Consider the following 22,793-nt stretch of genomic DNA (forward strand, 5'->3'; position numbering starts at 1 on the left):
ATGCCGTTCAGAGACTTGTACCGTCAAAACAGCGCAGGGTCACGGTCGCCCCGGCGGGGACGCCCTCGCTTTCCGCCGGGATCAGAACGAAGCCGTCGGCCAGCACCGCCCCGGCCAGACCCGGCCGGTGCGGGGAGGCGACCGGCTCGACCATCCCATCCGCCGTCCGGCGCACGCGGTAAAGCTCGGCGCAGCCGATCTCCGACACCAGCTTGCGCACCATCACGGCGGGGACGGCCGGGTGCGGCAGAGCGGGGTCGCGCCCGGCGAGACGGCGCACCGCCCGCCCGGCCAGCAGTTCGTAGGCGGTCAGGCAGGCCATCGGTTCGCCGGGCAGCAGCAGGGCGGGCACGCCGCCGGCCAGCCCCAGCGCCGCCGAATCGCCGGGGCGCAGGGCCACGCCGTGCAGGGCCAACACCCCCGCGTCGGCCAGCGCCAGGGGGGCCACGTCGTCGTCCCCCACCCCAGTGCGCCCGGCGGAAATCAGCAGGTCGGCGCCGGGGGCCGCGTAGGCGGCGGCCAGCGCGGCGCGGTCCGCCGGCAGCGGCCCCACCAGTTCCACCACACCGCCATCGCGCGTCACCAGCGCGGTCAGCATGGCGCCCAGCGTTTCGGGTCCGGACCGCGGCCCCCCGGCCAGCGCGATCCGCACCCGCGGGAGGGCGCCGACACGCACCGTGTCGATCCCCAGCGCGGCGAGCAGCCCGATATCCTGCGGGCGCAAGCGGTGCCCGGCCTTCATCAGGACCGTCCCGGCGCGCAGGCCCTCGCCCCGCCGCTCCACCCCGTCGCCGGGGGCGGCGCTGCCCAGCGCCTCGACGAAGGGGCCATCGGCCTGCATCGCCTCCACGGGCAGGACCGCATCGGTCCCCGGCGGCATCGGCTCGCCGGCCGCGATCGTCACGGCGCCCGGCAGTGGAACCGGGTTGTAGGAGCCGGCGCCCAGCGTGTCGCTGGAAGCCACCGCCACCCCGTCGCGGACGGCCCTGTCGGTGGGCGGCCAATCCCCCGGCGCGTTCACCGGCGCGGCGAGAACCACCCCCTCCGCCAGCGTGGCGGTGAGGTCGGCGAGGGCCGCGGCGCGCGGCGGCAATGGGAGGATGGTCGCGTCGATCCAGTCTTCCATGACCGGCAGGGAAGCCCGGCTGGAAAAGCCGCGCCCGCGCACATCGGGCGGAGTCGCTGCAGAAGGAAGCCGGTTTCCAATCGCGGGGTCGTCTCCGGCTCTGGCCGAACTCATGGCTGCACCCGTGATGCCTCAGGTCGGCCCCTTATACCGCAACCTCCACACCGCCGCTGCACACACGGTTGCGGCCGGCGCGCTTGGCCTCGTAGAGCAGGCCGTCGGCAAGCTGGGTCAGCCGGTCCGGCGTGTCGTCCAGCATCGGCCGGGCGGTGGCGACGCCCAGGCTGATGGTGACATGGTGGGCGACATGGGACACCGCGTGGGGCAGCAGCCGCTCGGCCACCGTCTCGCGCAGACGCTCGGCGACCTGGACCGCCCCGTCCTCGTCGGTTTCGGGAAGCAGGCAGACGAATTCCTCGCCGCCATAGCGGGCGATCAGGTCGCCCGGCCTCATCATCTGCTCGGCCAGGAGCTGGGCCACCGCGCGCAGGCACTCGTCGCCCGCCTGATGGCCGTAATGGTCGTTGTAGGGTTTGAACTGGTCGACATCGAGCATGATCAGCGACAGCGGATGCTGCGCCCGTCCACAGCGCCGCCATTCGCGCAGCAGCACCTCGTCGAATCGGCGGCGGTTGGCGATGCCGGTCAGGCCGTCGTTGAAGGACAGGGTGCGCAGCAGATCGGTCTGCCGCTTCAGCAGCAGATGGTTGCGCACGCGGGCCTTGACGATGGGCGGGCTGATCGGCTTGGAGATGAAGTCGATGGCGCCGACCTCCAGCCCATAGGTCTCATCCTCCACCTCGCTCTTGGCCGAGATGAAGATGACCGGGATGTCGCGGGTGATCGGGTCGGCCTTGATCCGCGCGCAGACCTCGTAGCCGTCCATGCCCGGCATCATGATGTCCAACAGAACGAGATCGGGCAGGCGGGCCTGCACCAGCTCCAGCGCCTTTGCCCCGTCGGTCGCGAAATAGATGTCGTGCTCGTCCTTCAGGATGCGGCTCAGCACATGCACGTTCGACGGGATGTCATCGACCACCAGGATTTTGTGACGGGCATCGGTCATGGTCGGTTCCTGGAGGGTGGTTCCCGGAAAGCGGGGCCCGGAACACGGGTCCCGGAAGGCGGTTGCGGGTGCGGCGCGGGTCAGTCCGCCGGAAGGGACAGGCCGAGATCCAGCATGATCCTGCGCAATATTCCTTGAGCCTTTGTAAAGTCCAGGCCGTCGACGGCCGAGGAAAGCGACTTCATGGCCACCGGGTCGATCCAGTCGGCCAGCGACGGGGCCAGAACGGCGAACTCCTCCGCGGCGGCGAAGTTGCTGTCACGCAGCAGCCGCGCGAAACGCTCCAGCATGGTCTCCAGGGTCTGGATGTCCACCGCCGGCTCGCCAGCGCCATTGCCAGCGCCGCCGGGTGCGCGTCCCGGCGCAACGGCCAGCCGGGCGGCGGAGTCCAGCACCGCCTCCAGCTCCGCACGGAGAACCGGCAACTCCGCCGCCGCCGCCCCTCCATCCCCACGGAAGGCGGCGACCTGCACGGCGTCCGCGGCGGCCGACAACCGGCGGGCGCCGATGTTGCCCGCCAGGCTCTTCAACTCGTGCCCCAGCGCCTTGGCCCGCGGCAAATCCCCCGACGCCAGGGCGACGGCGATTCCGTCCGCCACGCCGTCATAGGTCCGGGCGAAGTCGCAGACGAACTTGCGGAACAGCCCGACGTCGCCGTCGAGCCGATGCAGCGCGTCCTGCACGTCGATGCCCGGCAGCTCGATGGGAAGGGACGCGCGGGCCGCGAAGGGCATGGGCTTGGGCAGGAGCGGCGCCCCCGCCACCAGACCGCCCGCCACCAGACCGCCCGCCGCCAGAGCACCCGCCGGCGGCTGGCCAAGCCAGCGCGTCACCACCGAGAACAGCTGATCCACGTCGATCGGCTTGGCGATGTGGTCGTCCATGCCGCCGTCCAGACAGCGCTGGCGGTCGGACGGCAGGGCGCTGGCGGTCATGGCGATGATCGGCAGCCCCTGCCCGGCGGGCCGCGCGCGCAGCCGGCGGGTCGCCTCGAATCCGTCCATTTCCGGCATCTGCACGTCCATCAGGACGAGGTCGAAGGGCGGGTCCGCCTCCTCGACGCTGGCGATGGCCTCATAGCCGTTGCCGGCCAGGGTCACGCGGGCGCCGGCGCGCTCCAGAATCTCGCGGGCCACCTCCTGGCTGATGCTGTTGTCCTCCACCAGCAGCAGGCGCTGCCCGAACAGCGGGCGCCGTTGCGGCGTCCGCAGCAGCCCGGCGGGGACCGGCGTGCAGGCGTGCAGCGGGATGGTGCCCAGCGCCGCGCCGTCGGCACCGCGCCCATAGGCGTCGATCACCGCGTCGAGCAGGGAGGAGGCGGTGACCGGCTTCACCAGCGCGCCGCTCAGGCCCAGATCCTGCGCGTCGGCATCCCCCGTCTGGGCGCCCATCCGCTCCCGCCCGAAGGCGGACACCACGATGATGACCGGCGCCCTCACCAGCCCGTCGTCGCGGATGCGGCGGGAGGTCTCAAGCCCGTCCATCCCCGGCATCTTCCAGTCCATCAGCACGACGTCGTAGGGCTGCCCCGCGGCGGTCGCGCGCTCCAGCTCGGCGATCGCCTCGGCCCCCGACGCGCAGAGTGCGGTCCGCCAGCCGAAGGAGGCCACCAGTTCGCCCAGCACCTCGCGGGCGGTGAGGTTGTCGTCCACCACCAGCACCGACAGGCCGCGCGGCACGGCGCTGAACCGCGACGGACGCTCCCCGGCGCTCCCCAGGGCGGCCAGCCCGCGGGCGGCGTTCCCGAAAACGGCGGTGAAATGGAAATCGCTGCCGCGGCCGGGCTCGCTCGTCACGTCCATCACGCCGCCCATCAGCGCCACCAGCCGCGTGCAGATGGCCAGCCCCAGGCCGGTGCCGCCGTAACGCCGGGTGGTCGAGCTGTCGGCCTGGCTGAAGGCCTGGAACAGCCGCTCCTTCTGCTCGGCGTCGATGCCGATGCCGGTGTCGCGGATGGAGAAGGCCAGGACCGTCCGCTCCTCCGTCACCTCGACGGCGCGGACGGACACCACCACCTCCCCGGCGTCGGTGAACTTGATGGCGTTGCCGGCGAGGTTGATGAGCACCTGCTGAAGGCGCAGCGGATCGCCGACGAGGTCGAGCGGAACCTCCGGCCCGACCGAAAACAGGACTTCGATGTCCTTGTCCTGCGCCGCCGCGCCGACGATCACCGCGAGGTTCTGCAGCAGGTCGTCCAGGCGGAACTCCACCCGCTCCAGCTCCAGCTTGCCAGCCTCCACCTTGGAGAAGTCCAGGATGTCGTTGAGGATGCCGAGCAGCGACTGCGCCGACACGCGGATCTTCTGGGCGTAGTCGCGCTGGCGCGTCGACAGATCGGTCTGCTGGAGCAGATGGACCAGCCCCAGGATGGCGTTCATCGGCGTGCGGATCTCGTGGCTCATGTTGGCCAGGAATTCGCTCTTGGCGCGGCTGGCCGCCTCGGCCACGGATTTGGCCTGACGCAGCGCCTCCTCGGCCCGCTTGCGCTCGGCGATCTCGTGGAAGACGACGACGGCGCCCTCGACCCGCCCGTCCTCCAGCATCGGCGACGCCGCGAACTCCACCGGGAAGCTCGTGCCGTCCTTGCGCCAGTAGATGTCCTCCGACCCGCCCCGCGCCTCGCCGGTGCGCAGCACCTCGAAGACCGGGCAGTCGATGGTCTGCGCCGGCGTGCCGTCGGCGCGGGTGTGGTGCAGAAGCACATGCAGGCTGCGGCCCAGCATCTCCTCGTTGCTGTAGCCGGTCAGCGCGCAGGCGGCGGGGTTGGCGAAGGTGATCCGCTCGTCCCGGTCGACGCCGCAGATGCCCTCCGACGCGGATTGCAGGATCAGGTTGAGCCGTCGGTTGGCCCCGGCGAAGGCGCGGTTGGCCTGCTCCAGGCTGCGGGCGGTGGCGTCCAGGTCGGCGTTCGTCTCGGCCAGCCGGCGCCGCCCCACCTCCTCGCGCGACAGGCTGCGCGCCGCCGCCATCGCCAGGGCGGCGCAGGCGGCCACCGCCAGCAGGACCAGCAGGCCGCCGTGGATCGTGCGCTCGCGCCAGGGCGTCAGCGCCTCGCCCTGCGACATGCCGACCTGGACGATCAGCGGCAGATCCTGGACCCGCAGGTTGGCGACGATCCGTTCCGACCCGTCCACCGGGGACCGGCTGAAGATCGTGCCGCCGGTGCTCCGCGGCGCCTCGTCCATCGGGGGGAGGACCGGCGGCAGGTTCGACAGCGTCGCAGAGGGCGTCGCGGAGGACGCTGCGGACGGCGACCCGTTGTTTTCCTGGCCGGACAGGCTGAACAGCAGGGTGCCGTCCTCGCGGTACACGGCGACCGCCCCCCCGCGGCCGATGTTCAGCCCCTCGAAGAAGAACCGGAAATAATCGAGGTCCACGGCGATGTTGGCGACGCCCTGGAAATTCTCCACGGTCCCGATGCGGCGGCTGATGGTGAAGGTCGGCTTGCCCGACAGGCGGCCCCGGATCATCCCGCCGATGTGGAACGCCTCGCCGTTCCGGTGGGCCTGGAAGAAGGCGCGATCCGCGTTGTTCATCGGCGGCGCCGGGAACTGGCGGGTGGTCAGCAGCCCGTTGCCGGCGGCATCCTGAATCAAGATGGCGCTGATCTCCGGTATGGCGTCGGCCATCGCGCGCAGTTCCTGCCACAGCGGCAGGTCGCGCGCCACCGAGTCCATCTCCCGCACGCGGAGCCGGTCGTCCACGCGCTGCAGCACGAGATCGCTGGTGGCGACGGTGCGGCGCACATGCTCGTGCAGCAGGCGGGCGGCGTTCAGCGTCCGGTCGCGGGCGTGGCTCACCGCCTCGTCGCGGTCGGCCCAGGTGGCCGCTCCCCACAGGCCGACTCCGAACAGCGTGATCACCCCGACGATGGTCGTCAACAGGGTCCGCAACCGCGTGCGGGGGGCCGCGGCGGACCCCTCCGCCGTCAGGAAAACGTCGTCCATCACCGGTGCCCGCCCAGTCCGGCGCACGCCGGAAGAGAGAAAATTGCCGCGCATGGTAATTATGGCGTCCGGACGATGTCCTTCGCAAGAGACTTGAAAAGGGCTTCCGCCCGGTTGGCGGAGAGGACGTCGCGCAGGGCCCTCTCCCCTTCCTCCGCCGCTTCCAGGACGCTGCCGATCAGCCCCGCCGCCTCGTCCCGGCGGCCCGCGCGGAGCGCGGCGCAAAGGGCGCGGCAGGCGGATGCCAGACGGACCAGCCCCAGAGCCGCCGCCGGCGCGATCAGCGCCTGCGCCTGCGCTGCCGCGTCACCGGGGTCAGCCCTCAACCCGCCGCCGGCCAGGAGGCCCATCCGCTCGGGCAGGTCATCGAGAAAGGCGACGGCCAGACGGACGCAGGCGTCCTCACCCAGGTCGTCGGACAACCGGCGCAGCATCGCCAGGTCGAGCGGCTGGCGGAGCGGAATCGGCGCCACCACGCTCCTCGGCGGAACGCCCGTTCCCGCCGCGGCGACGGGGAATGCGGCGGCCGGGGATGCAACGGCCGGCTCGCCCTCGACGGCTCCGCCCGCCGCGCGATCGCCCGCCGCACGATCGCCTGCCGCGCGATCGATGGCATCCAGCAGAAGGCTGCGGTCCACCGGCTTGGCGATGTGGCCGTTCATGCCGGCGGCGTGGCAGCGCCGAACCTCGTCGGGCAAGGCGCTGGCGCTCATCGCCAGGATCGGGATGGTCCCCACCGGCGGCGGCAGGGCGCGAATCGCCCGCGTGGCGGCGTGACCGTCCATGTCCGGCATGTGCACGTCCATCAACACGAGGTCGTAGACGCCGCGCTGCACCGCCTCCACCGCCTGCCGCCCGTCGGCGACGGTGTCCACCCGGTGGCCGGCCCCCAGCAGCATGGCGACGGTCAGTTCCCGGTTCATCGCCAGATCCTCGGCCAGAAGGATGCGCGACGGACGGCGCGGGACCGGGGGAGCCGCCGCGCAGGGAACGCAGCCCTGGACGGGCGGGGCGGCTTCCGGCAGCACCAGCGACAGCCAGAAGGTGGAGCCGACACCCGCCTGGCTCTGCACGCCGACCGTTCCGCCCATCATCTCCACCAGCCGCCGGCTGATGGCGAGCCCCAGGCCCGTGCCCCCGCGCGACCGGTCGATCTGGCTGAAGCGCTGGAACAGCTGGCCCTGCCGGTCGAGCGGAATGCCGATCCCGGTGTCGGTAACGCTGATCGTCAGGTGGGGGCCGGCGGACGTGTCGGCGATCTTCACGATGGTCAGGCCGACGCCGCCATGCTCGGTGAACTTCACGGCGTTGGCCAGAAGGTTCAGGACCACCTGCCGCAGCCGGTCGGGATCGCCGCTCAGCCAGTCCGGAACGTCCGGCGCGACGGCGGCGTGCAGCGTCAGCCCCTTCGCTTCGGCCTCCAGACGCAGCACCGCCGCGCAGTTGGCGATCAGGTCGCGGATGGCGAAGGGGGTGTCGTTCAACGCCAGCCGCCCCGCCTCGATGCGGGAGAAGTCCAGCACGTCCTCGATCACCGTCAGCAGCGACCGCCCGGCGTCGCGCACCAGGCGGGCGTGGTGGTTCTGCCGCGGCGTCAGGTCCTCGTCCAGCAGCAGGCGGGAGAAGCCCAGGATGCCGTTCAGCGGGGTGCGCATTTCATGGCTCATGGTCGCCAGGAACTCGGCCTTGGCGCGGCTGGCCGCCTCGGCCTCCAGGCGGGCCTGGATCAGCGCCTGCTCGTTGCGCTTGGCCTCGGTCACGTCGGTGACGATGCCGTCCCACACGATGTCGCCGTTGTCGCGCCGCGCGGCCCGGCTGGTGGCGCTGATCCAGCGGATCTCGCCGTCGGACCGGACGATCCGGTATTCAAGGTTCCAAGGCTCCAGCGTCTCCGCCGAGGCGTGGATCGAGGCGTAGAGACGCGGGCGGTCGTCCGGGTGGAGGATGCGGTTCAGCGCCTCCAGCGTCACCGACGCCGTCGGCGGCAGGCCCGTCACCTGGAAGAATCCGGGGCTGCAGTAGGGAAAGCGCAACCGGCCGTCCGCCCCAAGCACCCGCTGATACACGCCGCCCGGCAGGTTCGCCACCGTCGCGGCGAAGCGGCGCTGGCTTTCGGTGAGGGCGGTCTGGAGATCGCAGCGCTCCTGCTCCTTGCGCAGGAAGGTGCCCAGCGCCAGCGTTCCGAAGAAGTTGCCGAGGCTCAGCGGCACCAGCGCGGTGTCCATCAGGCGGCGCGCCAGATCGGGGGGCAGCAGCAGGAAGCTGAAGGGGGCCATCACCGTCACCAGCAGGGCCAGCACGGTCAGATGCCGGTTGCCGAAGCGCCCGCTCCGCCGCGCCGCCGCGCCCACCAGCATGCCGATCAGCCCCGCCCCGACCAGCGACGTGACCCCCGCGACCGCGCCGGGACCGCCCATCCAGAAGCGGAAGGCACCGGACAGCAGCGCCGCCGCAGCCCCGGCCAGCGGACCGCCGAAGGGACCGGCCAGCCCGACCATCACGTTGCGCGCGTCGATGAACAGCCCCGGCGCCACCCGCACCGGATCGGCCATGCCCAGCACCGCCACCCCGCCGAACATCAGGCCCAGCAGGACGTTGGACAGCGGCGCCGGCCAGCCGGCGGCGCGGCTGCGGATCTGCAGGAACACGACCGCCACGACGGCGAACAGCCCGATGTTCTGCACCAGCCCGAGCAGCAGTTCGCTGGAAACCATGGTCATCGCAACCCTCCGGCGCTCCCGTTTTGCAATTTGCCTGCGCGGCGCGACGCGGATTCGCATCGTGCGACGCATTCCCGGCATACGGGAGGATGCCGCTCCGTTTCGTTCCGCCCGCCTGCCCCGTTCACGCAAAGGACGTGCCGGGACGGAGGTGGTCGCCCGTCATAGGCACCCCGGCAGAGGCACCCCACTTGGCATCGCCATCCGGGGTAGCGGCGTGGCGACGCCACGGGGCGGACAAAGGCCCGGCATTCCGCATCGCACCACGCCCTTCGGGGCACCCCGACCGAGCCGGCAATCGTCTCAAATGCCATAGGCCTGTGACGTTCCGGGGATTTCCGCCGGCCGGGCCGGCGCGGCCGGCGCATGACCGGGTTAGTACCGAATTCCGGCGGGGCAAAAGGGCCTTGGCTCCCGTTGGCGAAGCGGGATGCCGGCGGTACCGCGCCGGTGTCGCCCGAGGTCTGCGCTTTCGCCCGAAGGGGTTCTCCGTTGGGTTTCACGCCGTGAAAGCCAACGGCGGAACACCATCGGGCCGGGGGCGCAGACAGGAGGCGGTGACGGGAGAAGGTTCATGCAGCACGCCGTTGCCGGGGCCCCGCGGTTGTCCGTGGTGGTTCCCTGCTACAACGAGGCCGAGGGAATCGGCGAATTGCACCGCCGGGTGTCCGCGGCCTGCCGCGCCGAGGTCGGGGAGAGCTATGAGCTGATCCTGGTGGACGACGGGTCGCGCGACGGCACCTGGGGCCGCGTCGCCGATCTGGTGCGCGACGATCCGGCGGTGACGGGGGTGCGGCTGTCGCGCAACCACGGCCACCAGCTGGCCCTGACCGCCGGCCTTCACGTCTGCCGGGGCGAGCGGATCCTGATCATCGACGCCGACCTGCAGGACCCGCCGGAGCTGCTGTCCACCATGATGGCCCGCATGGACGCCGGGGCCGACGTGGTCTACGGCACCCGCATGGCCCGCGACGGCGAGACGTGGTTCAAGAAAGGCACGGCGGCTCTGTTCTACCGCCTGCTCGACCGGCTGGTCGACATCGAGATCCCCAAGGACACCGGCGACTTCCGCCTGATGAGCCGCCGCGCCCTGGAGGTGCTGAACGCCATGCCGGAGCAGCACCGCTTCATCCGCGGCATGGTGAGCTGGATCGGGCTGAAGCAGGAGCCGCTGCCCTACGACCGGCAGGCCCGCGCCGTCGGCGAGACCAAGTACCCGCTGGGCAAGATGATCCGCTTCGCGGTGGACGCCATCACCAGCTTCTCCATCAAGCCGCTGCGCGCCGCCTCCTACGTCGGCTTCTTCTTCGCGCTGTGCGCGCTGCTGGCGCTGGGCTACGCGCTGGTGAGCTGGTCGCAGCACGCGACGGTTCCCGGCTGGACCAGCGTGATGGTCGTCTCGCTGGTGCTGGGCAGCACGCAACTGCTGATCCTCGGCGTCCTGGGCGAGTATCTGGGGCGGCTCTACATGGAGACGAAGCAGCGGCCGCTGTTCGTGGTGGACCGCATCGCCCGCCATCCGGACGCCATGGCGGCCCAGGCCGCCGCCCAAGCCGCCGCCCGGGCGGCGGCCACCGAAACCGGCGGTCCGGCCGTGCCGGACCCCGTCGTGGTGCATCTGGGAACCGGCATCGCCGCGGCCGCCGGAGCCTTCTCCCGCATCGAGGCCAGAAGCGGGGCCAACAGTTGAGCGGCCAGTTGAGCGGCGCGGAAGGCCGGGGACGGGCCGTTCCCTGGACGGCCATCCGCTTCGCCGTGGTCGGCCTGCTGAACACCGGGGTGGATTTCGCGCTGTTCCTGGCGCTGGTGTCGCTGGCCGGCGTCCCCGTCCTGGCCGCCAACGCCGTGGGCTACGGCGCCGGCGTGCTGTGCAGCTTCCTGCTGAACCGCAGCTGGACCTTCCGGATGCGCCGGGAGGCCGCCCCGATGGCCCGCCGCCTGCCGCTGTTCCTCGCCTTCAACCTCGTCGGGCTGGGGCTGTCGACGCTGGTGATCGGCCTGCTGGTCCCCGCCGTTCCGCCGCTGGCCGCCAAGATCGCGGCGACCGCCGTCACCTTCGCCTGGAACTACTGGTCGAGTCGGCGCTTCGTCTTCACCGCGCCGGCCGCCAGCCCCATCGCCTGACGCCCCGCCCCCGGCGGTCGCGCGGACGAGGCGGGCGCTTTGCCGCAACGGCGAACCTTGACCGCCGGGCGGCCTACCCCAATCTATGACGAAGCGGCGCCGAGCCTCCCCTTTCGGGCCGCCAGCCAGCCGGGCGCCGGAAACGGGCCCAATGTGCAACTCGCTCGCCTCTCGAGGAGGATGCGCCGTGACGACACGTCTTTCGCTCTTCAACAGTCCGCTGCTCCTGGGCTTCGACCAGTTCGAGCGCACGCTGGACCGCATCGCCAAGAATTCCGCGGAAGGCTATCCGCCCTACAACATCGAACAGATCGGAGACGAGGGCCTGCGCATCACGCTGGCCGTGGCCGGCTTCACCTCCGAGGATCTGTCCGTTCAGATCGAGGACAACCAGCTCGTCATCCGGGGCCGCCAGACCGACGACCGCTCGCGCATCTACCTGCACCGCGGCATTGCCGCCCGCCAGTTCCAGCGCAGCTTCGTGCTGGCGGAGGGGATCGAGGTGGTCGGCGCCTCGCTCGACAACGGCCTGCTCAACATCGACCTGAAGCGGCCCCTGCCGGAACCGAAGGTCCGCACCATCAAGATCGAGCAGCCCGCCCAGGCCGCCAGCGGCACCGCCGGACCGCAGACCATCGACGTCGCCCCTGACCGCGGCGACGCCTGACCGGTTCCGGCGCTCAACCAGCGCGATTGCCCGCCGCTTCACACCTCCTCGACCGATTCGTCCAAAGGACTGCGTCATGAACAGCTTCGACATCGACAAGGCCGCGGCCTACCTGCGCCAACTGTCGCCCCAGGACTTCGCCACCTTCGGGCTGGACCATGTGGCCTATGTCCGGCCGGTGACCGTCGACGACGCCCCGGCCTTCTCCGTCCACGCCGCCGACGGCACGCCGCTGACGGTGCTGGCGGAGCGCGACGTGGCCTTCGCCACCGTCCGCCAGAACGACATGGAGCCGCTGAGCGTCCATTGACGCCTGGGGCGTCCGGCCGGCGACACCCTGAGGTTTCGCCGAAAACGCCCCGGAGGTTGCGAAAGGGCCGGTCCGCCGCGGACCGGCCCTTTTCGTTTCTGTACGACCGGTGATATGACATTGCTCCGGGACGCCCCCATCGACCCTTGCCCGCCCCCCTCAACCCGCTATCCTTGTGGGGGACCGCGAAAGTGGCCAAGCGGGCGGATGGACGCCGGCTTGCGGGGAGATGGCATTGAGCGACGGGGCAGACACCAGCGAGGCTGTGGCCGAGGTTGCCGGGGACAAATCGGCACGCCCCCAGGGCGGAGGCCGGCGCAAGCAGTGGGAGGACGAGGCCCGCGACGCGCTGCACATCATGCCGCTGTCGGCCATCCCGCTGGAAACGCCGGGGCTCCAGCACGCCCGGCTGATCAAGAACGTGCGGTTGCAGACCGTCGTCGAGATGTTCCACGACGTCCAGACCGGCAGCGGGCAGGTCTCGCCGCGCCACCTCACCGCCTATTTCGAATCCTACAAGGAGGAGGTGGAGCGCGACCTCGTCAAGATCGAGAAGATCGCCGCCGCCTCCAGCTTCGACGTCTACACCTCCCGCATCGAATTGCGGCGGATGAACATCGACGTCAACAGCGTCGAGTCGCTGACCCTGTCCGATCGCAAGAAGGAGGAGCTGACCAACTACATGCGCGTCTTCACGCGCCCGCTGGTCGAGTATGTCTACGGGTCCGAGGACATGCAGGTCCAGGACGTGAAGGACATCATCGGCATGTTCTCCAACCCCAACCGGGACGAGGCGCTGCGCAACCTGCGCATGATGGCCGACCGGCTGGACATCGAGCTTGGGGAGATCCCGCAGTTCCTTGAGGAATACGGCGACATCTTCCTGTCGCTGGCCTATTTCAAGAAATGCCTGGACGACATCGTCCCGGAGATCCAGCGTTTCCTTTCCTGGATGGCCGAGATCCGCAGCTCCACCGAGGTCAAGCGCGACGCCCGGCAGATGCGCATGCTCGACGAGATCAGCCGCGACCTGACCGACATCTCGACCTCGATCACCGGGCGGTTCGAGAGCTTCGACAACCGGTCCAAGGACTTCTGGCGCGACATCAACGCCGAGACCTTCCATTCCATCCGCGAGCTGATCGCCTCCCACCACGTCACCATCGGCGGCGTGCTGTGCGGTCTGGCGGTGAAGATGGACCTGTGGAAGGCCCGCTTCGCCCGCGGCGGCGGCGGCCCGAACCGGCGCATGGAGTTCGTGAAGTCGGAAATCCTGCCCGGCCTGTCCCACATCAAGTCGCTGGAACAGTCCGCCCGCTCCGCCAGCGCGTGAGGAGCCGTCCACGGCACGGCTCCGGTTGCCCGGGAACGGCGGTTCACTCCGTCAGCGGCACCCTGGTGGTCACCGTCCCCCCGTCCGGCACCACCAGGGCGAAGGCGTCGAAGGCCGGCGGGCCGAAGGCGCTGCCCGTCGCCCCGCCGCTGAAGCCGTAGGGCTCGCGCGGCATGCCCAGCAGGTTGGTGGTGAGCACCGAGTCGCCGTTCCGATCCTGGAACACCGCGACTCCGTAGCGCCCCGCCGGCAGCCCGGCGAAAACCGCCGTCACCTCCGTCCCCGACGCCTCCAGGATTTGCCCGGCGAGACGCCGCTCCGCCTTGTAGGCATCGGCGCCGTCATACAGCGCGACCCACAGCTTGCCCTGTTGGGGCTTGACGTTGCCGATGGTTGCGCGAAGCTCCGCCGAACGGACCCCCGCCGCGGCGAGGGTCAGCGTCATCGCGCCGACCACCCCCAATCCGATCCGACATGCGGCTCCCATTTCCTGTCCCTTTCCTTCGCCGTGGACGAACCGTCGCCCTTCCGACCCGGCCCCTTCCATGCCTGAAGGAGCGGGCGGCGGACCACCACCGCTGCGGGACCGGCGGGGCGTTGCTTCGCGAAACGCTGGAACCGGCGGTTCACGATGCGTGAAACGCCGGTTCCCGCGACGGGGCAGCCACGCACGCCCTACCGCCGCCGGCTGCTGGGCCGGCGCCTGCCGGTGCTGCTGGCCGCCGCGCTGGTGCTGACCCTGCTGGGCCCGTTCGGCACCTTCGCGGATTTGACGCTGGCGCAGCGGCTGGCTTACTGGTGCGGGCTGATCGGACTGGGCGGTCTCGCCTTCGAGCTTCTGACCCTGGCCGCCGGCCATCGGCTGCGGGAGCGGGCGGGGGCGTGGCGCGTTATGCTGGTCGGGGTGATCCTGGCGGTGGCGGCGCTGATGACGCTGACCGTGGCGCTGCTTGAAAGGACGTTGCGCGGGATGGACTTTCTGCGCCCGCTGGGGTTGGCGGAGCTGTTCGTCTACGTCGTCCTCGTCACCCTGCTGGTGTCCGCCATTCCGGTCTGGCTGGAGCTGCGCGACCGCGGGCTTCTCGCCGGCTCCACGCCGCCGCCATCCCCGCCCGTCCCGGACAACGCGCCGGCCCCCCCGGCGCAGCCCACCTTCCTCGCCCGCCTGCCGGCCCGGCTCGGCCGGGACCTGCTGGCGCTGGAGATGGAGGACCACTACGTCCGCGCCCACACGGCGGAGGGCAGCGACCTGATCCTGATGCGGCTGCGCGACGCCATCGCCGAACTGGCCGGGCTGGACGGCATGCAGGTCCACCGCTCCCACTGGGTCGCCGCCGCCGCCGTCGCCGGGGTGGAGCGCAAGCCGGACGGCAAGCTGGTGCTGGTTCTGCGCAACGGCCTGCGCGTGCCGGTCAGCCGTAGTTACGCGACGGCGGTTCGCGAGGCGGGCTGGACGGAGAAGGCGGGGCCGTGATCAGCGCCCCCTTGACATACACAAAGACGCTGTGAAAACCCGAACAGACGCGGACACCCCACGCAATAACGGGTGCTTTCTCTATCCCCATTGGGTGGTCATTACCGTTGAATTCTTGTTAGGTCACTCAAAGTGCCGACACCCTAAGGCTTTCATTCAATAATTCACTTCAACACACCACCACGATACCATACCATCGAAATCACAGGCATTTTCCTATCAAGGGCATCGAAAACAACAAGGCAATGCAAGCGACAAAAACGCTAACCTTGCGCCTATACCATGAAGTCTTTCAGTCTTATTGAATTTCCAGGGAGCGATCTCATCGCTTCCCCTCGTGCAGCCGGGCACTCCCCTACTCCCTAAAGCGGATTGCAATCCGCTTTGGACCGCGACGGCGGCCCCGGCCGCACATGCGGCCGAAGCCCGCCGGCAAGTGAGGCGATGTGAGTCTAAAGCGAACGGAAGTTCGCTTTAGCCGCTCGCCTCCCGCCGCAGAACCGGGTTCGGGACCGCCGCCCCGTGCCTTCGCTCCACCCAAGCATCGCGGGTCCCATGACGTACCGCCCCGACATCGACGGCCTTCGCGCGGTATCGATCCTCGCCGTCCTGCTGTTCCACGCGAAGTTTCCCCTGTTCAGCGGCGGATACATCGGCGTCGATGTGTTCTTCGTGATTTCCGGCTACCTCATCGGCTCCATCGTTCTGAACGATGCGCAGCGCGGCAGCTTCTCCCTCGCCGACTTCTATGTCCGCCGCGTCCGCCGGATCCTTCCCGCCCTGTTCGCGGCGCTGGCGGTCACCGCGGTGCTCGCCCTGTTTCTGCTGTCGCCCCAGGAGCTGAAGAGCTTTTCCCAGAACCTCGCGGCGACCACGCTGTTCTCGTCGAACATCGTCTATTATCTGAAGTCCGGTTACTTCGAGAACGCGGCGGAGATGAACCCGCTTCTCCACACCTGGTCGCTGGGGGTGGAGCAGCAGTTCTACATCATCTTTCCCCTCGCCGTGCTGGCCCTGCTCCCCTACGGGCGTCCGGTGTGGATCGCCGTTCTGCTGGCGGCGGCGGCGGCGTCCTTCGCCTTGGGCGTGTCGCTGGTCCGGGATCATCCGGTGGCGGCCTTCTACCTGCTGCCGCCCCGGCTGTGGGAACTGGTGCTGGGCGCCCTTCTCGCCTTCGGCGCCGTTCCGGACATCCGCGGCCGCGCGGTGCGCGAACTGACCTCCGCCCTCGGCGCCGCCCTGATCCTCGTCAGCGTGTTCGCCTTGACGGAGGCGACGGCCTTTCCGGGCTACGCGGCGCTGCTGCCCTGCCTGGGGGCGGCGCTGGTGATCCACGCGGGGCGGAGCGGTCCGACGGCGGTCGGGAGGGTGCTGACGCTGCGCCCCATGGTCTTCATCGGCCTGATTTCCTACTCGATGTACATCTGGCATTGGCCGCTGATGGTCTTCGCGCGCTTCTACAAAGGGCGGGATCTGACCATTAGGGAAACGCTGATCCTTCTCGCGCTCATCGCCGCGGTGTCCGTGCTGTCCTGGCGGCTGATCGAGGTTCCCTTCCGCAAGCCCAGGGCGAAGTCGGACCGCCGGCCGTCCAAGGTCTTCGCGCGGACCGGCTGGGTCATGGCGGGATTGGCGGGGGTCGGGCTGCTCGGCCATCTGTCCAACGGGCTGCCGCAGCGCTTCGCCGATTACGCGCCGCAGGACATTTCAGGACGGGAACTCTACAAGGAACACACCTGCTTCCTCGAGACCGACCAGCCGCCCGAGGCGTGGCCGGGCCTGGAGAATTGCCGGATCGGGTCGCCGAAGGCGGAGGCACCCACCGCCCTGCTCTGGGGGGATTCCTTCGCCGCCCATTATGTGCCGGGGCTGCAGACGGTCGCCGATACCCTGCCTTTCAACATCGTGCAGTACACGGCTTCCGGCTGCCCGCCCATCAAGGACCTGTCCGTCAACGCCCGCCCGAACTGCCAGGAGTTCAACCGCCGCGTCGATGAACTCATCGACCGCAACGGCATCCGCATCGTCATCATGGCGGCGCGGTGGGAATGGTACATGGACACCAACGCCCTCGACCTTCGCCGCCTGCATGAGACCGTCGGCGCGCTGCTGAGCCGGGGCATCCGCATCGTCGTGCTGGGACAGAGCCCGGTCTTCCGCTTCCGCAACCCCTACGACCACACCTATTTCATGAAGTCGGAGCGGGCCTATTCGATCACCGGCCAAGCCGCCGACCAGCCGGTCATCACGGCGACGCGCGGTGCGCAGTTCGTCGACACCTCCGACTATTTCTGCGACCCCGATCCCTGCAAGGACCTTCCGCTCTGCCGGATCAGGGACGACCAGGGCTTCTATTTCCTGGATCAGGGCCACTTCTCGGCCCATGGCAGCACCCTGCTCGTGCAGAGCATCCAGGAGGTTCTGCGCGCCCCCGACCCGTTCTATGGAGAGTGAGGCCCGGCCGGAACGCCGCGCAGCGGGAGGGCGGAGCCGCCCCCGCTGCGCCGGCATCCGTCACTTCGCCAGGTTGCGCAGGACGAAGTTCAGCACGCCGCCGTTCCGGTAATACTCGACCTCGTCCACCGTATCGATGCGCAGCAGCAGCGGCACCTGCCGCGTCTGCCCGTCGGCGCGGGTGATGGTCATCATCACGTCCTTGCGCGGGCGCAGGTCCTGCTCGATGCCGGCGATGTCGAAGGTCTCCGTGCCGTCCAGCGCCAGATCGTTGCGGGTCAGCCCGTCCTTGAACTGGAGCGGCAGGATGCCCATCCCGACGAGGTTGGAGCGGTGGATGCGCTCGAAGCTCTCGGCGATCACCGCGCGGATGCCCAGCAGCTTGGTGCCCTTGGCCGCCCAGTCGCGGCTGGAGCCGGTGCCGTACTCCTTGCCGGCGATGACCACCAGCGGCACGCCCTCCTGGGCGTAGCGCATCGCCGCGGTGTAGATCGGCAACTGCTCGCCCGAGGGATAGTGCCGGGTCTCGCCGCCCTCCACGCCCGCCAGCATCTCGTTGCGGATGCGGATGTTGGCGAAGGTGCCGCGCATCATCACCTCGTGGTTGCCGCGCCGCGCCCCGTAGGAGTTGAAGTCCTGCGGGCGCACCTGATGGCTCAGCAGATACTCGCCGGCCGGGCTGGTCTTCTTGATCGAGCCGGCGGGCGAGATGTGGTCGGTGGTGATGCTGTCGCCGAGCACGGCCAGCGCGCGGGCGCCCCGCACGTCGCTCACCGCCTCGGGGGTCTTCGGCATGTCGGCGAAGAAGGGCGGCAGCTTCACGTAGGTGCTGCCCGCCTGCCACTCGTAGGTCTGGCCCTCGGCGGTCTGGATGCCGCGCCACTGCGCCGGCCCCTCGAACACGTTGCCGTAGCGGCTGCGGAACATCTCCGCCGACAGCGAGGCGTCGATGGCGTCCTGGACCTCCTGGTTGGTCGGCCAGACGTCCTTCAGATAGACGGGCTGGCCGTCATGGCCGGTGCCGATGGGGTCCTTGCTCAGGTCGATCTTCATGTTGCCGGCCAGCGCGTAGGCGACGCACAGCGGCGGCGAGGCCAAGTAATTCGCCCGCGTGTGCGGGTTCACCCGGCCTTCGAAGTTGCGGTTGCCCGACAGCACCGCGGCGACCACGAGGTTGCCCTCCTCCACCGCCGCGGCGATGGGGTCGGGCAGCGGGCCGCTGTTGCCGATGCAGGTGGTGCAGCCGTAGCCGACGATGTTGAAGCCGAGCTGGTCGAGGTAGGGCTGGAGCCCGGCCTTGGCCAGATAGTCGGTGACCACCTGCGAACCCGGAGCCAGCGAGGTCTTGACCCAGGGCTTGGACTTCAGCCCCTTCTCCACCGCCTTGCGGGCCAGCAGGCCGGCGGCCACCAGAACCGCCGGGTTGGAGGTGTTGGTGCAGGAGGTGATGGCGGCGATCACCACCGCCCCCTGGTCGAGGTTGTAGCCGCAGCCCTGCACGGGGACCGAGCGATCGGCGTCCTCCGCCTTGAAGGTGCCGACCAGATCACCGCCGAAGCTCTGCGCCGCCTGGGACAGCGGCACGCGGTCCTGCGGGCGCTTCGGGCCGGCCAGCGACGGCTCGACCGTCGTCATGTCCAGCTCCAGCGTGTCGGTGAAGACGGGGTCCGGCGTGCCGGCGTCGCGCCACATGCCCTGGGCGCGGGCGTAGGCCTCGACCATCGCCACGCGGTCGGCGTCGCGGCCGGTGAAGGTCAGGTAGCGGATGGTCTCCGCGTCGATCGGGAAGATGCCGCAGGTGGCGCCGTATTCCGGGGCCATGTTGCCGATGGTGGCGCGGTCGGCCAGCGTCAGGTGATCCAGACCCGCCCCGTAGAACTCCACGAACTTGCCGACCACGCCCTTCTTGCGCAGCATCTGGGTGACGGTCAGCACGAGGTCGGTGGCCGTCGTGCCCTCCTTCAGCCGCCCGGTCAGCTTGAAGCCGACGACCTCGGGAATCAGCATGGAGATCGGCTGGCCGAGCATGGCCGCCTCCGCCTCGATGCCGCCGACGCCCCAGCCGAGCACGCCCAGCCCGTTCACCATGGTGGTGTGGCTGTCGGTGCCGACCAGCGTGTCGGGATAGGCGACGAGCTTGCCCGCCGGATCGGTGTCAGTCCACACGCCCTGCGCCAGATACTCGACGTTGACCTGATGACAGATGCCGGTGCCCGGCGGCACGACGCGGAAATTGTCGAAGGCTTTTTGGCCCCAGCGCAGGAAGGCGTAGCGTTCCAGGTTGCGCTCGAACTCCAGCTCGACGTTCTTCTCGAAGGCGGAGGGGTTGCCGAAGTAATCGACCATCACCGAATGGTCGATGACCAGATCGACCGGCACCAGCGGGTTGATCTTCTTGGGATCGCCGCCCAGCGCGGCCATCGCCTCGCGCATCGCCGCCAGGTCGCAGACCGCTGGCACGCCGGTGAAGTCCTGCATCAGCACGCGCGCCGGGCGGTAGGCGATCTCACGGTCGGACCGCTTGTCGTGAAGCCATTGGGCCACCGCCTTCACGTCGTCGGTGGACACCGTGCGCCCGTCCTCGAAGCGCAGGAGATTTTCCAGCAGCACCTTCATGGAATAGGGCAGCCGGGAGAGGTCGCCCAGTCCGGCGTCCTCCGCGGCCTTGATGCTGAAATAATCGTAGCTCTTGCCCCCGACGGACAGGGAGCGGCGGGTTTTCAGCGAGTCCTGACCGGTGAACGTCGTCACGGTACCCCTCCTTCGCGTTATTGGCGGACCGGCCGGGCGGCGGCCGTGGTTTCCGCATGTCTCAACCGCCTGATTTAGTGCCGGTCCCGCCCCCCTTCAAACGGCGCCGTGCAAAGGGCAGACAAGCGGAAGCGTGAGGGCTGCGCTCTCTTCGTGCGAAACGGGGCCGGTCCGTACTAGAATCCCGCGCAACGAGAACCACGCAACGAAAACCATGCGGGCGGGCGGAGCGGCCCGGCGCGCGACGGGTGGAGGAAACGGAATGGCATGGCGCGCCCCGGCTTTGGCGGCGGTGGCCCTGGCGATGGCGGTGCTGTGCGCCCCGGCCGAGGCCGCTTCGGAGTCGCCGCAAGGGGCGCAGTTCTTCCCGCACCTCGTCTACCGCAGCGGCCCCTACGCGCCTTACGGCATCCCGCTGGCCGACGGGGTGGCCGACTATCTGACGCTGATCAACCGGCGCGACGGCGGCATCGGCGGCGTGCCCATCGCCTGGGAGGAGTGCGACACCGGCTACAACACCGACCGTGGGGTGGACTGCTACGAGCGGCTGAAGGCCAAGGGGCCGACCGGCGCCGCCGCCGTGCTGCCGCTGTCCACCGGCATCACCTACGCCCTGATCGAGCGCGGCGGCGCCGACCGCATCCCGGTCTTCTCCTCCGGCTATGGGCGGGCGGACGTGTCCGACGGGCGGGTCTTCCCCTACGCGGTCAACGCCCCGGCCAGCTATTGGACGGGCATCGACGCCGCCATCAGCCACATTGTCAAGGAACTGGGGGCCACGGAGTTGGGCGGAACCGAGCGGCTGCGCGGGCGGAAGATCGCCTATGTCTACCACGACAGCGCCTTCGGCAAGGAGCCGCTGCCCATGCTGGAGGCGCTGCGCGGCCCGCTCGGCTTCGAAATGCGCAGCTTCCCCGTCGCCCCGCCGGGGCTGGACCAGCGCGCCGTGTGGACGCAGATCGCCCGCCACTACCGGCCCGACTACGTGATCCTGTGGGGCTGGGGCGTGCAGAACTCCACCGCCCTGCGCGAGGCCGCCGCCGCCGGCTATCCGGCCGACCGCATGATCGGCGTCTGGTGGGCCGGGTCGGAGCTGGACGTCCGGCCGGTCGGCCCTGCTGCGGTCGGCTACAAGGCGGTCGCCTTCCACGCCGCCGGAGCGGATCTGCCGGTGATCCGTGCCATCCGCGAGCAAGTCCACAACCAGGGGCTGGGGGCCGGCGATCCCGGCCAGATCGGCACGGTGCTCTACAACCGCGGGGTCTTCAACGCCGCCGTCCTGGTCGAGGCCATCCGCACCGCGCAGGGCAAATACGGGCGCCGGCCGCTGACCGGGGCGCAGGTCGCCTGGGGCTTCGACCATCTGGACCTGACCGCCGAACGGCTGGCCGCGCTGGGGCTGGACGGCTTCATGCAGCCGCTGCGCATCACCTGCGCCGACCATGAGGGGATCGCGCCGCTGCACGTGCAGCGGTGGGATGGCGCGCGCTGGCTGGACGTGTCCGGCCCCATCGAGCCCCGCCGCGCCCTGATCCGCAAGCTGGTGGCGGAGTCGGCCCGGCGTTTCGCGGCGGAACGCAAGATCGAACCGCGGGCCTGCGATTAGGAGTCCTTCAGGTCGGGCGCATCGCCACGTAGCGGCAGAAGCGCAACCCGCTGCCCAGCACGCGCAGGCGCGACCACCACAACGCCAGCTCGCGGGCCAGCGCCTTCAGCACGCGGGGTTCGGGAACGGCGGTCTTCAGCGCCTCGCCCAGCCGGCGCACCCGCTCCACGGCCTGCCGGCGGTGGAACTGGGTCAGATCCTCGGAAATGCGCAGGTCCAGGTTGCGCTGGGTCAGCTCGTCGGCCATGCGGGTGGCCGACCAGGGATAGACCTCCAGAGGCTCGGAATCGCGCCAGCCGTTCCAGCTCTCCCAGGAGGACGGGGTGCCTTCGATCACGTAATCGAACAGCAGCACGCCGCCCTTCGGCTTGACGCAGTCGCAGACGCGGTCGAGGAAATTCTCCTTGTCGCGCACCCGGTGCATCACCCGGTCGGCCAGCACGAGGTCGAAGGCGCCCGCCTGGTTGAAATGCTCGGGGTCGTAATGGCCGATCGGCGCCTTCTTCGACACGCCCAGCGCCTTGGAGCGCTCCATCCCCAGCTTGGCCAGCAGGGGCGACATCTCCAGCCCGGTCACCCAGGTGTCGTAGCTGTCCACGATGCCGCGCGCCGGGCCGCCCAGCCCCGCCGAGAGGTCCAGCACGCTCTTGGCCGGGTTCAGCCCGAAGGAGCGGACGGATTCGACCATCCATTGCGAGTCGCCGGGACCGACGCAGTCCGGACCCCACAGCATCTGAGCCCCTTCCGTGCGGGCGACCGACCAGACCGGTTCGCCCTGGCGATCGAGCTGCAGATTCTCCAGCCGCTCCAGGTCGGCATCGGGCCGCGGCGCCTCGGGCGGCAGAGCGCCGGCGGGCGCGGCGGAGCCCAGCGCCGCCACCGGGCCGCGCAGGGGCAGGCGGGAGGCGGGGGCGGTGCGGGCCAGACGGGACAGGGCGGCGAGGTCGTAGCCTTCCCACCAGGCGACGAATTTCGTCCGCCAGTCGGGATTGCGCCAGCGCTCCCTATCCTGAAAATTGTGCCGCATCCGGCGCTGCGTTTCCAAAATTGCTGCCCCACAAAGGACGGCCACCGCCGGCATCCACGGATACCGCACAATATAGAGGTAGACCTCAACAGTCGGGGAGTCAAGTAACCAGCGCGAACAGTTGGAGAGGACTTGCATGAACTGTCGCGAAAATTTTATCTAACTGTGAAATATTTCTGCAACACCCA

At 69.8% G+C, this 22,793-nt stretch carries 15 protein-coding genes; 8 read left to right on the forward strand and 7 right to left on the reverse strand.

Annotated elements, in window-relative coordinates; genetic code table 11:
* Positions 1 to 7: 7 nt before the first annotated feature.
* From D3869_RS06345 to D3869_RS06360, 4 genes are all read right to left on the reverse strand, one after another.
* Positions 8 to 1,126 carry a molybdopterin-binding protein gene (locus D3869_RS06345; RefSeq protein WP_247895743.1) on the reverse strand — a complete coding sequence of 373 codons (1,119 nt, stop codon included), beginning with the start codon at positions 1,124 to 1,126 and terminating at the stop codon, positions 8 to 10.
* A gap of 145 nt (positions 1,127 to 1,271) precedes the next feature.
* Complete coding sequence (locus tag D3869_RS06350; RefSeq protein WP_137139367.1) at positions 1,272 to 2,192, reverse strand: diguanylate cyclase; 921 nt, start codon at positions 2,190 to 2,192, stop codon at positions 1,272 to 1,274.
* A gap of 80 nt (positions 2,193 to 2,272) precedes the next feature.
* Positions 2,273 to 6,139, reverse strand: a complete 3,867-nt coding sequence (locus D3869_RS06355) for a response regulator (RefSeq protein WP_137139368.1) — start codon at positions 6,137 to 6,139, stop codon at positions 2,273 to 2,275.
* 59 nt (positions 6,140 to 6,198) lie between these two features.
* Complete coding sequence (locus D3869_RS06360) at positions 6,199 to 8,859, reverse strand: ATP-binding protein (RefSeq protein ID WP_175426406.1); 2,661 nt, start codon at positions 8,857 to 8,859, stop codon at positions 6,199 to 6,201.
* A gap of 574 nt (positions 8,860 to 9,433) precedes the next feature.
* Here D3869_RS06360 and D3869_RS06365 point away from each other — a divergent pair.
* The 5 genes from D3869_RS06365 to D3869_RS06385 all read left to right on the forward strand — a co-directional run bounded on the left by D3869_RS06365 (position 9,434) and on the right by D3869_RS06385 (position 13,293).
* Positions 9,434 to 10,549 carry a glycosyltransferase family 2 protein gene (locus tag D3869_RS06365; RefSeq protein ID WP_137139370.1) on the forward strand — a complete coding sequence of 372 codons (1,116 nt, stop codon included), beginning with the start codon at positions 9,434 to 9,436 and terminating at the stop codon, positions 10,547 to 10,549.
* Entirely contained in the window at positions 10,546 to 10,983 is a 438-nt protein-coding gene (locus D3869_RS06370) for a GtrA family protein (protein WP_137139371.1), read from the forward strand. The genes D3869_RS06365 and D3869_RS06370 overlap by 4 nt, the downstream gene beginning before the upstream one ends.
* Positions 10,984 to 11,170: 187 nt before the next feature.
* A complete protein-coding gene (locus tag D3869_RS06375; protein ID WP_014239222.1) occupies positions 11,171 to 11,650 on the forward strand; it encodes an Hsp20 family protein in 480 nt (159 codons plus the stop codon).
* A gap of 76 nt (positions 11,651 to 11,726) precedes the next feature.
* Complete coding sequence (locus tag D3869_RS06380; RefSeq protein WP_094301653.1) at positions 11,727 to 11,960, forward strand: DUF1150 family protein; 234 nt, start codon at positions 11,727 to 11,729, stop codon at positions 11,958 to 11,960.
* Positions 11,961 to 12,195: 235 nt separating this feature from the next.
* On the forward strand, positions 12,196 to 13,293 hold the full coding sequence (locus D3869_RS06385) for a hypothetical protein (protein WP_137139372.1): 1,098 nt from the start codon (positions 12,196 to 12,198) through the stop codon (positions 13,291 to 13,293).
* 43 nt (positions 13,294 to 13,336) lie between these two features.
* Here D3869_RS06385 and D3869_RS06390 read toward each other — a convergent pair whose 3' ends face one another.
* A complete protein-coding gene (locus tag D3869_RS06390) occupies positions 13,337 to 13,780 on the reverse strand; it encodes a DUF2141 domain-containing protein (RefSeq protein ID WP_175426407.1) in 444 nt (147 codons plus the stop codon).
* A 144-nt stretch (positions 13,781 to 13,924) separates the two neighbouring features.
* Here D3869_RS06390 and D3869_RS06395 point away from each other — a divergent pair, with 144 nt between their 5' ends.
* Positions 13,925 to 14,767, forward strand: coding sequence for a LytTR family DNA-binding domain-containing protein (locus D3869_RS06395; RefSeq protein ID WP_137139374.1), 843 nt, complete (start codon positions 13,925 to 13,927; stop codon positions 14,765 to 14,767).
* 555 nt (positions 14,768 to 15,322) lie between these two features.
* Positions 15,323 to 17,221, forward strand: coding sequence for an acyltransferase family protein (locus D3869_RS06400; RefSeq protein WP_137139375.1), 1,899 nt, complete (start codon positions 15,323 to 15,325; stop codon positions 17,219 to 17,221).
* A gap of 60 nt (positions 17,222 to 17,281) precedes the next feature.
* On the opposite strand, the gene acnA is transcribed toward D3869_RS06400, so the two are convergent.
* Entirely contained in the window at positions 17,282 to 19,972 is a 2,691-nt protein-coding gene (acnA, locus tag D3869_RS06405) for an aconitate hydratase AcnA (RefSeq protein WP_137139376.1), read from the reverse strand.
* A 262-nt stretch (positions 19,973 to 20,234) separates the two neighbouring features.
* Between acnA and D3869_RS06410 the strand changes: the two genes are divergently transcribed.
* A complete protein-coding gene (locus D3869_RS06410; RefSeq protein ID WP_137139377.1) occupies positions 20,235 to 21,578 on the forward strand; it encodes an ABC transporter substrate-binding protein in 1,344 nt (447 codons plus the stop codon).
* A 7-nt stretch (positions 21,579 to 21,585) separates the two neighbouring features.
* On the opposite strand, the gene D3869_RS06415 is transcribed toward D3869_RS06410, so the two are convergent.
* Positions 21,586 to 22,605, reverse strand: coding sequence for an SAM-dependent methyltransferase (locus D3869_RS06415; RefSeq protein ID WP_137139378.1), 1,020 nt, complete (start codon positions 22,603 to 22,605; stop codon positions 21,586 to 21,588).
* Between the last annotated feature and the right edge of the window lie 188 nt (positions 22,606 to 22,793).

Source organism: Azospirillum brasilense (assembly GCF_005222205.1).
Taxonomy (GTDB): Bacteria; Pseudomonadota; Alphaproteobacteria; order Azospirillales; family Azospirillaceae; genus Azospirillum; species Azospirillum brasilense_G.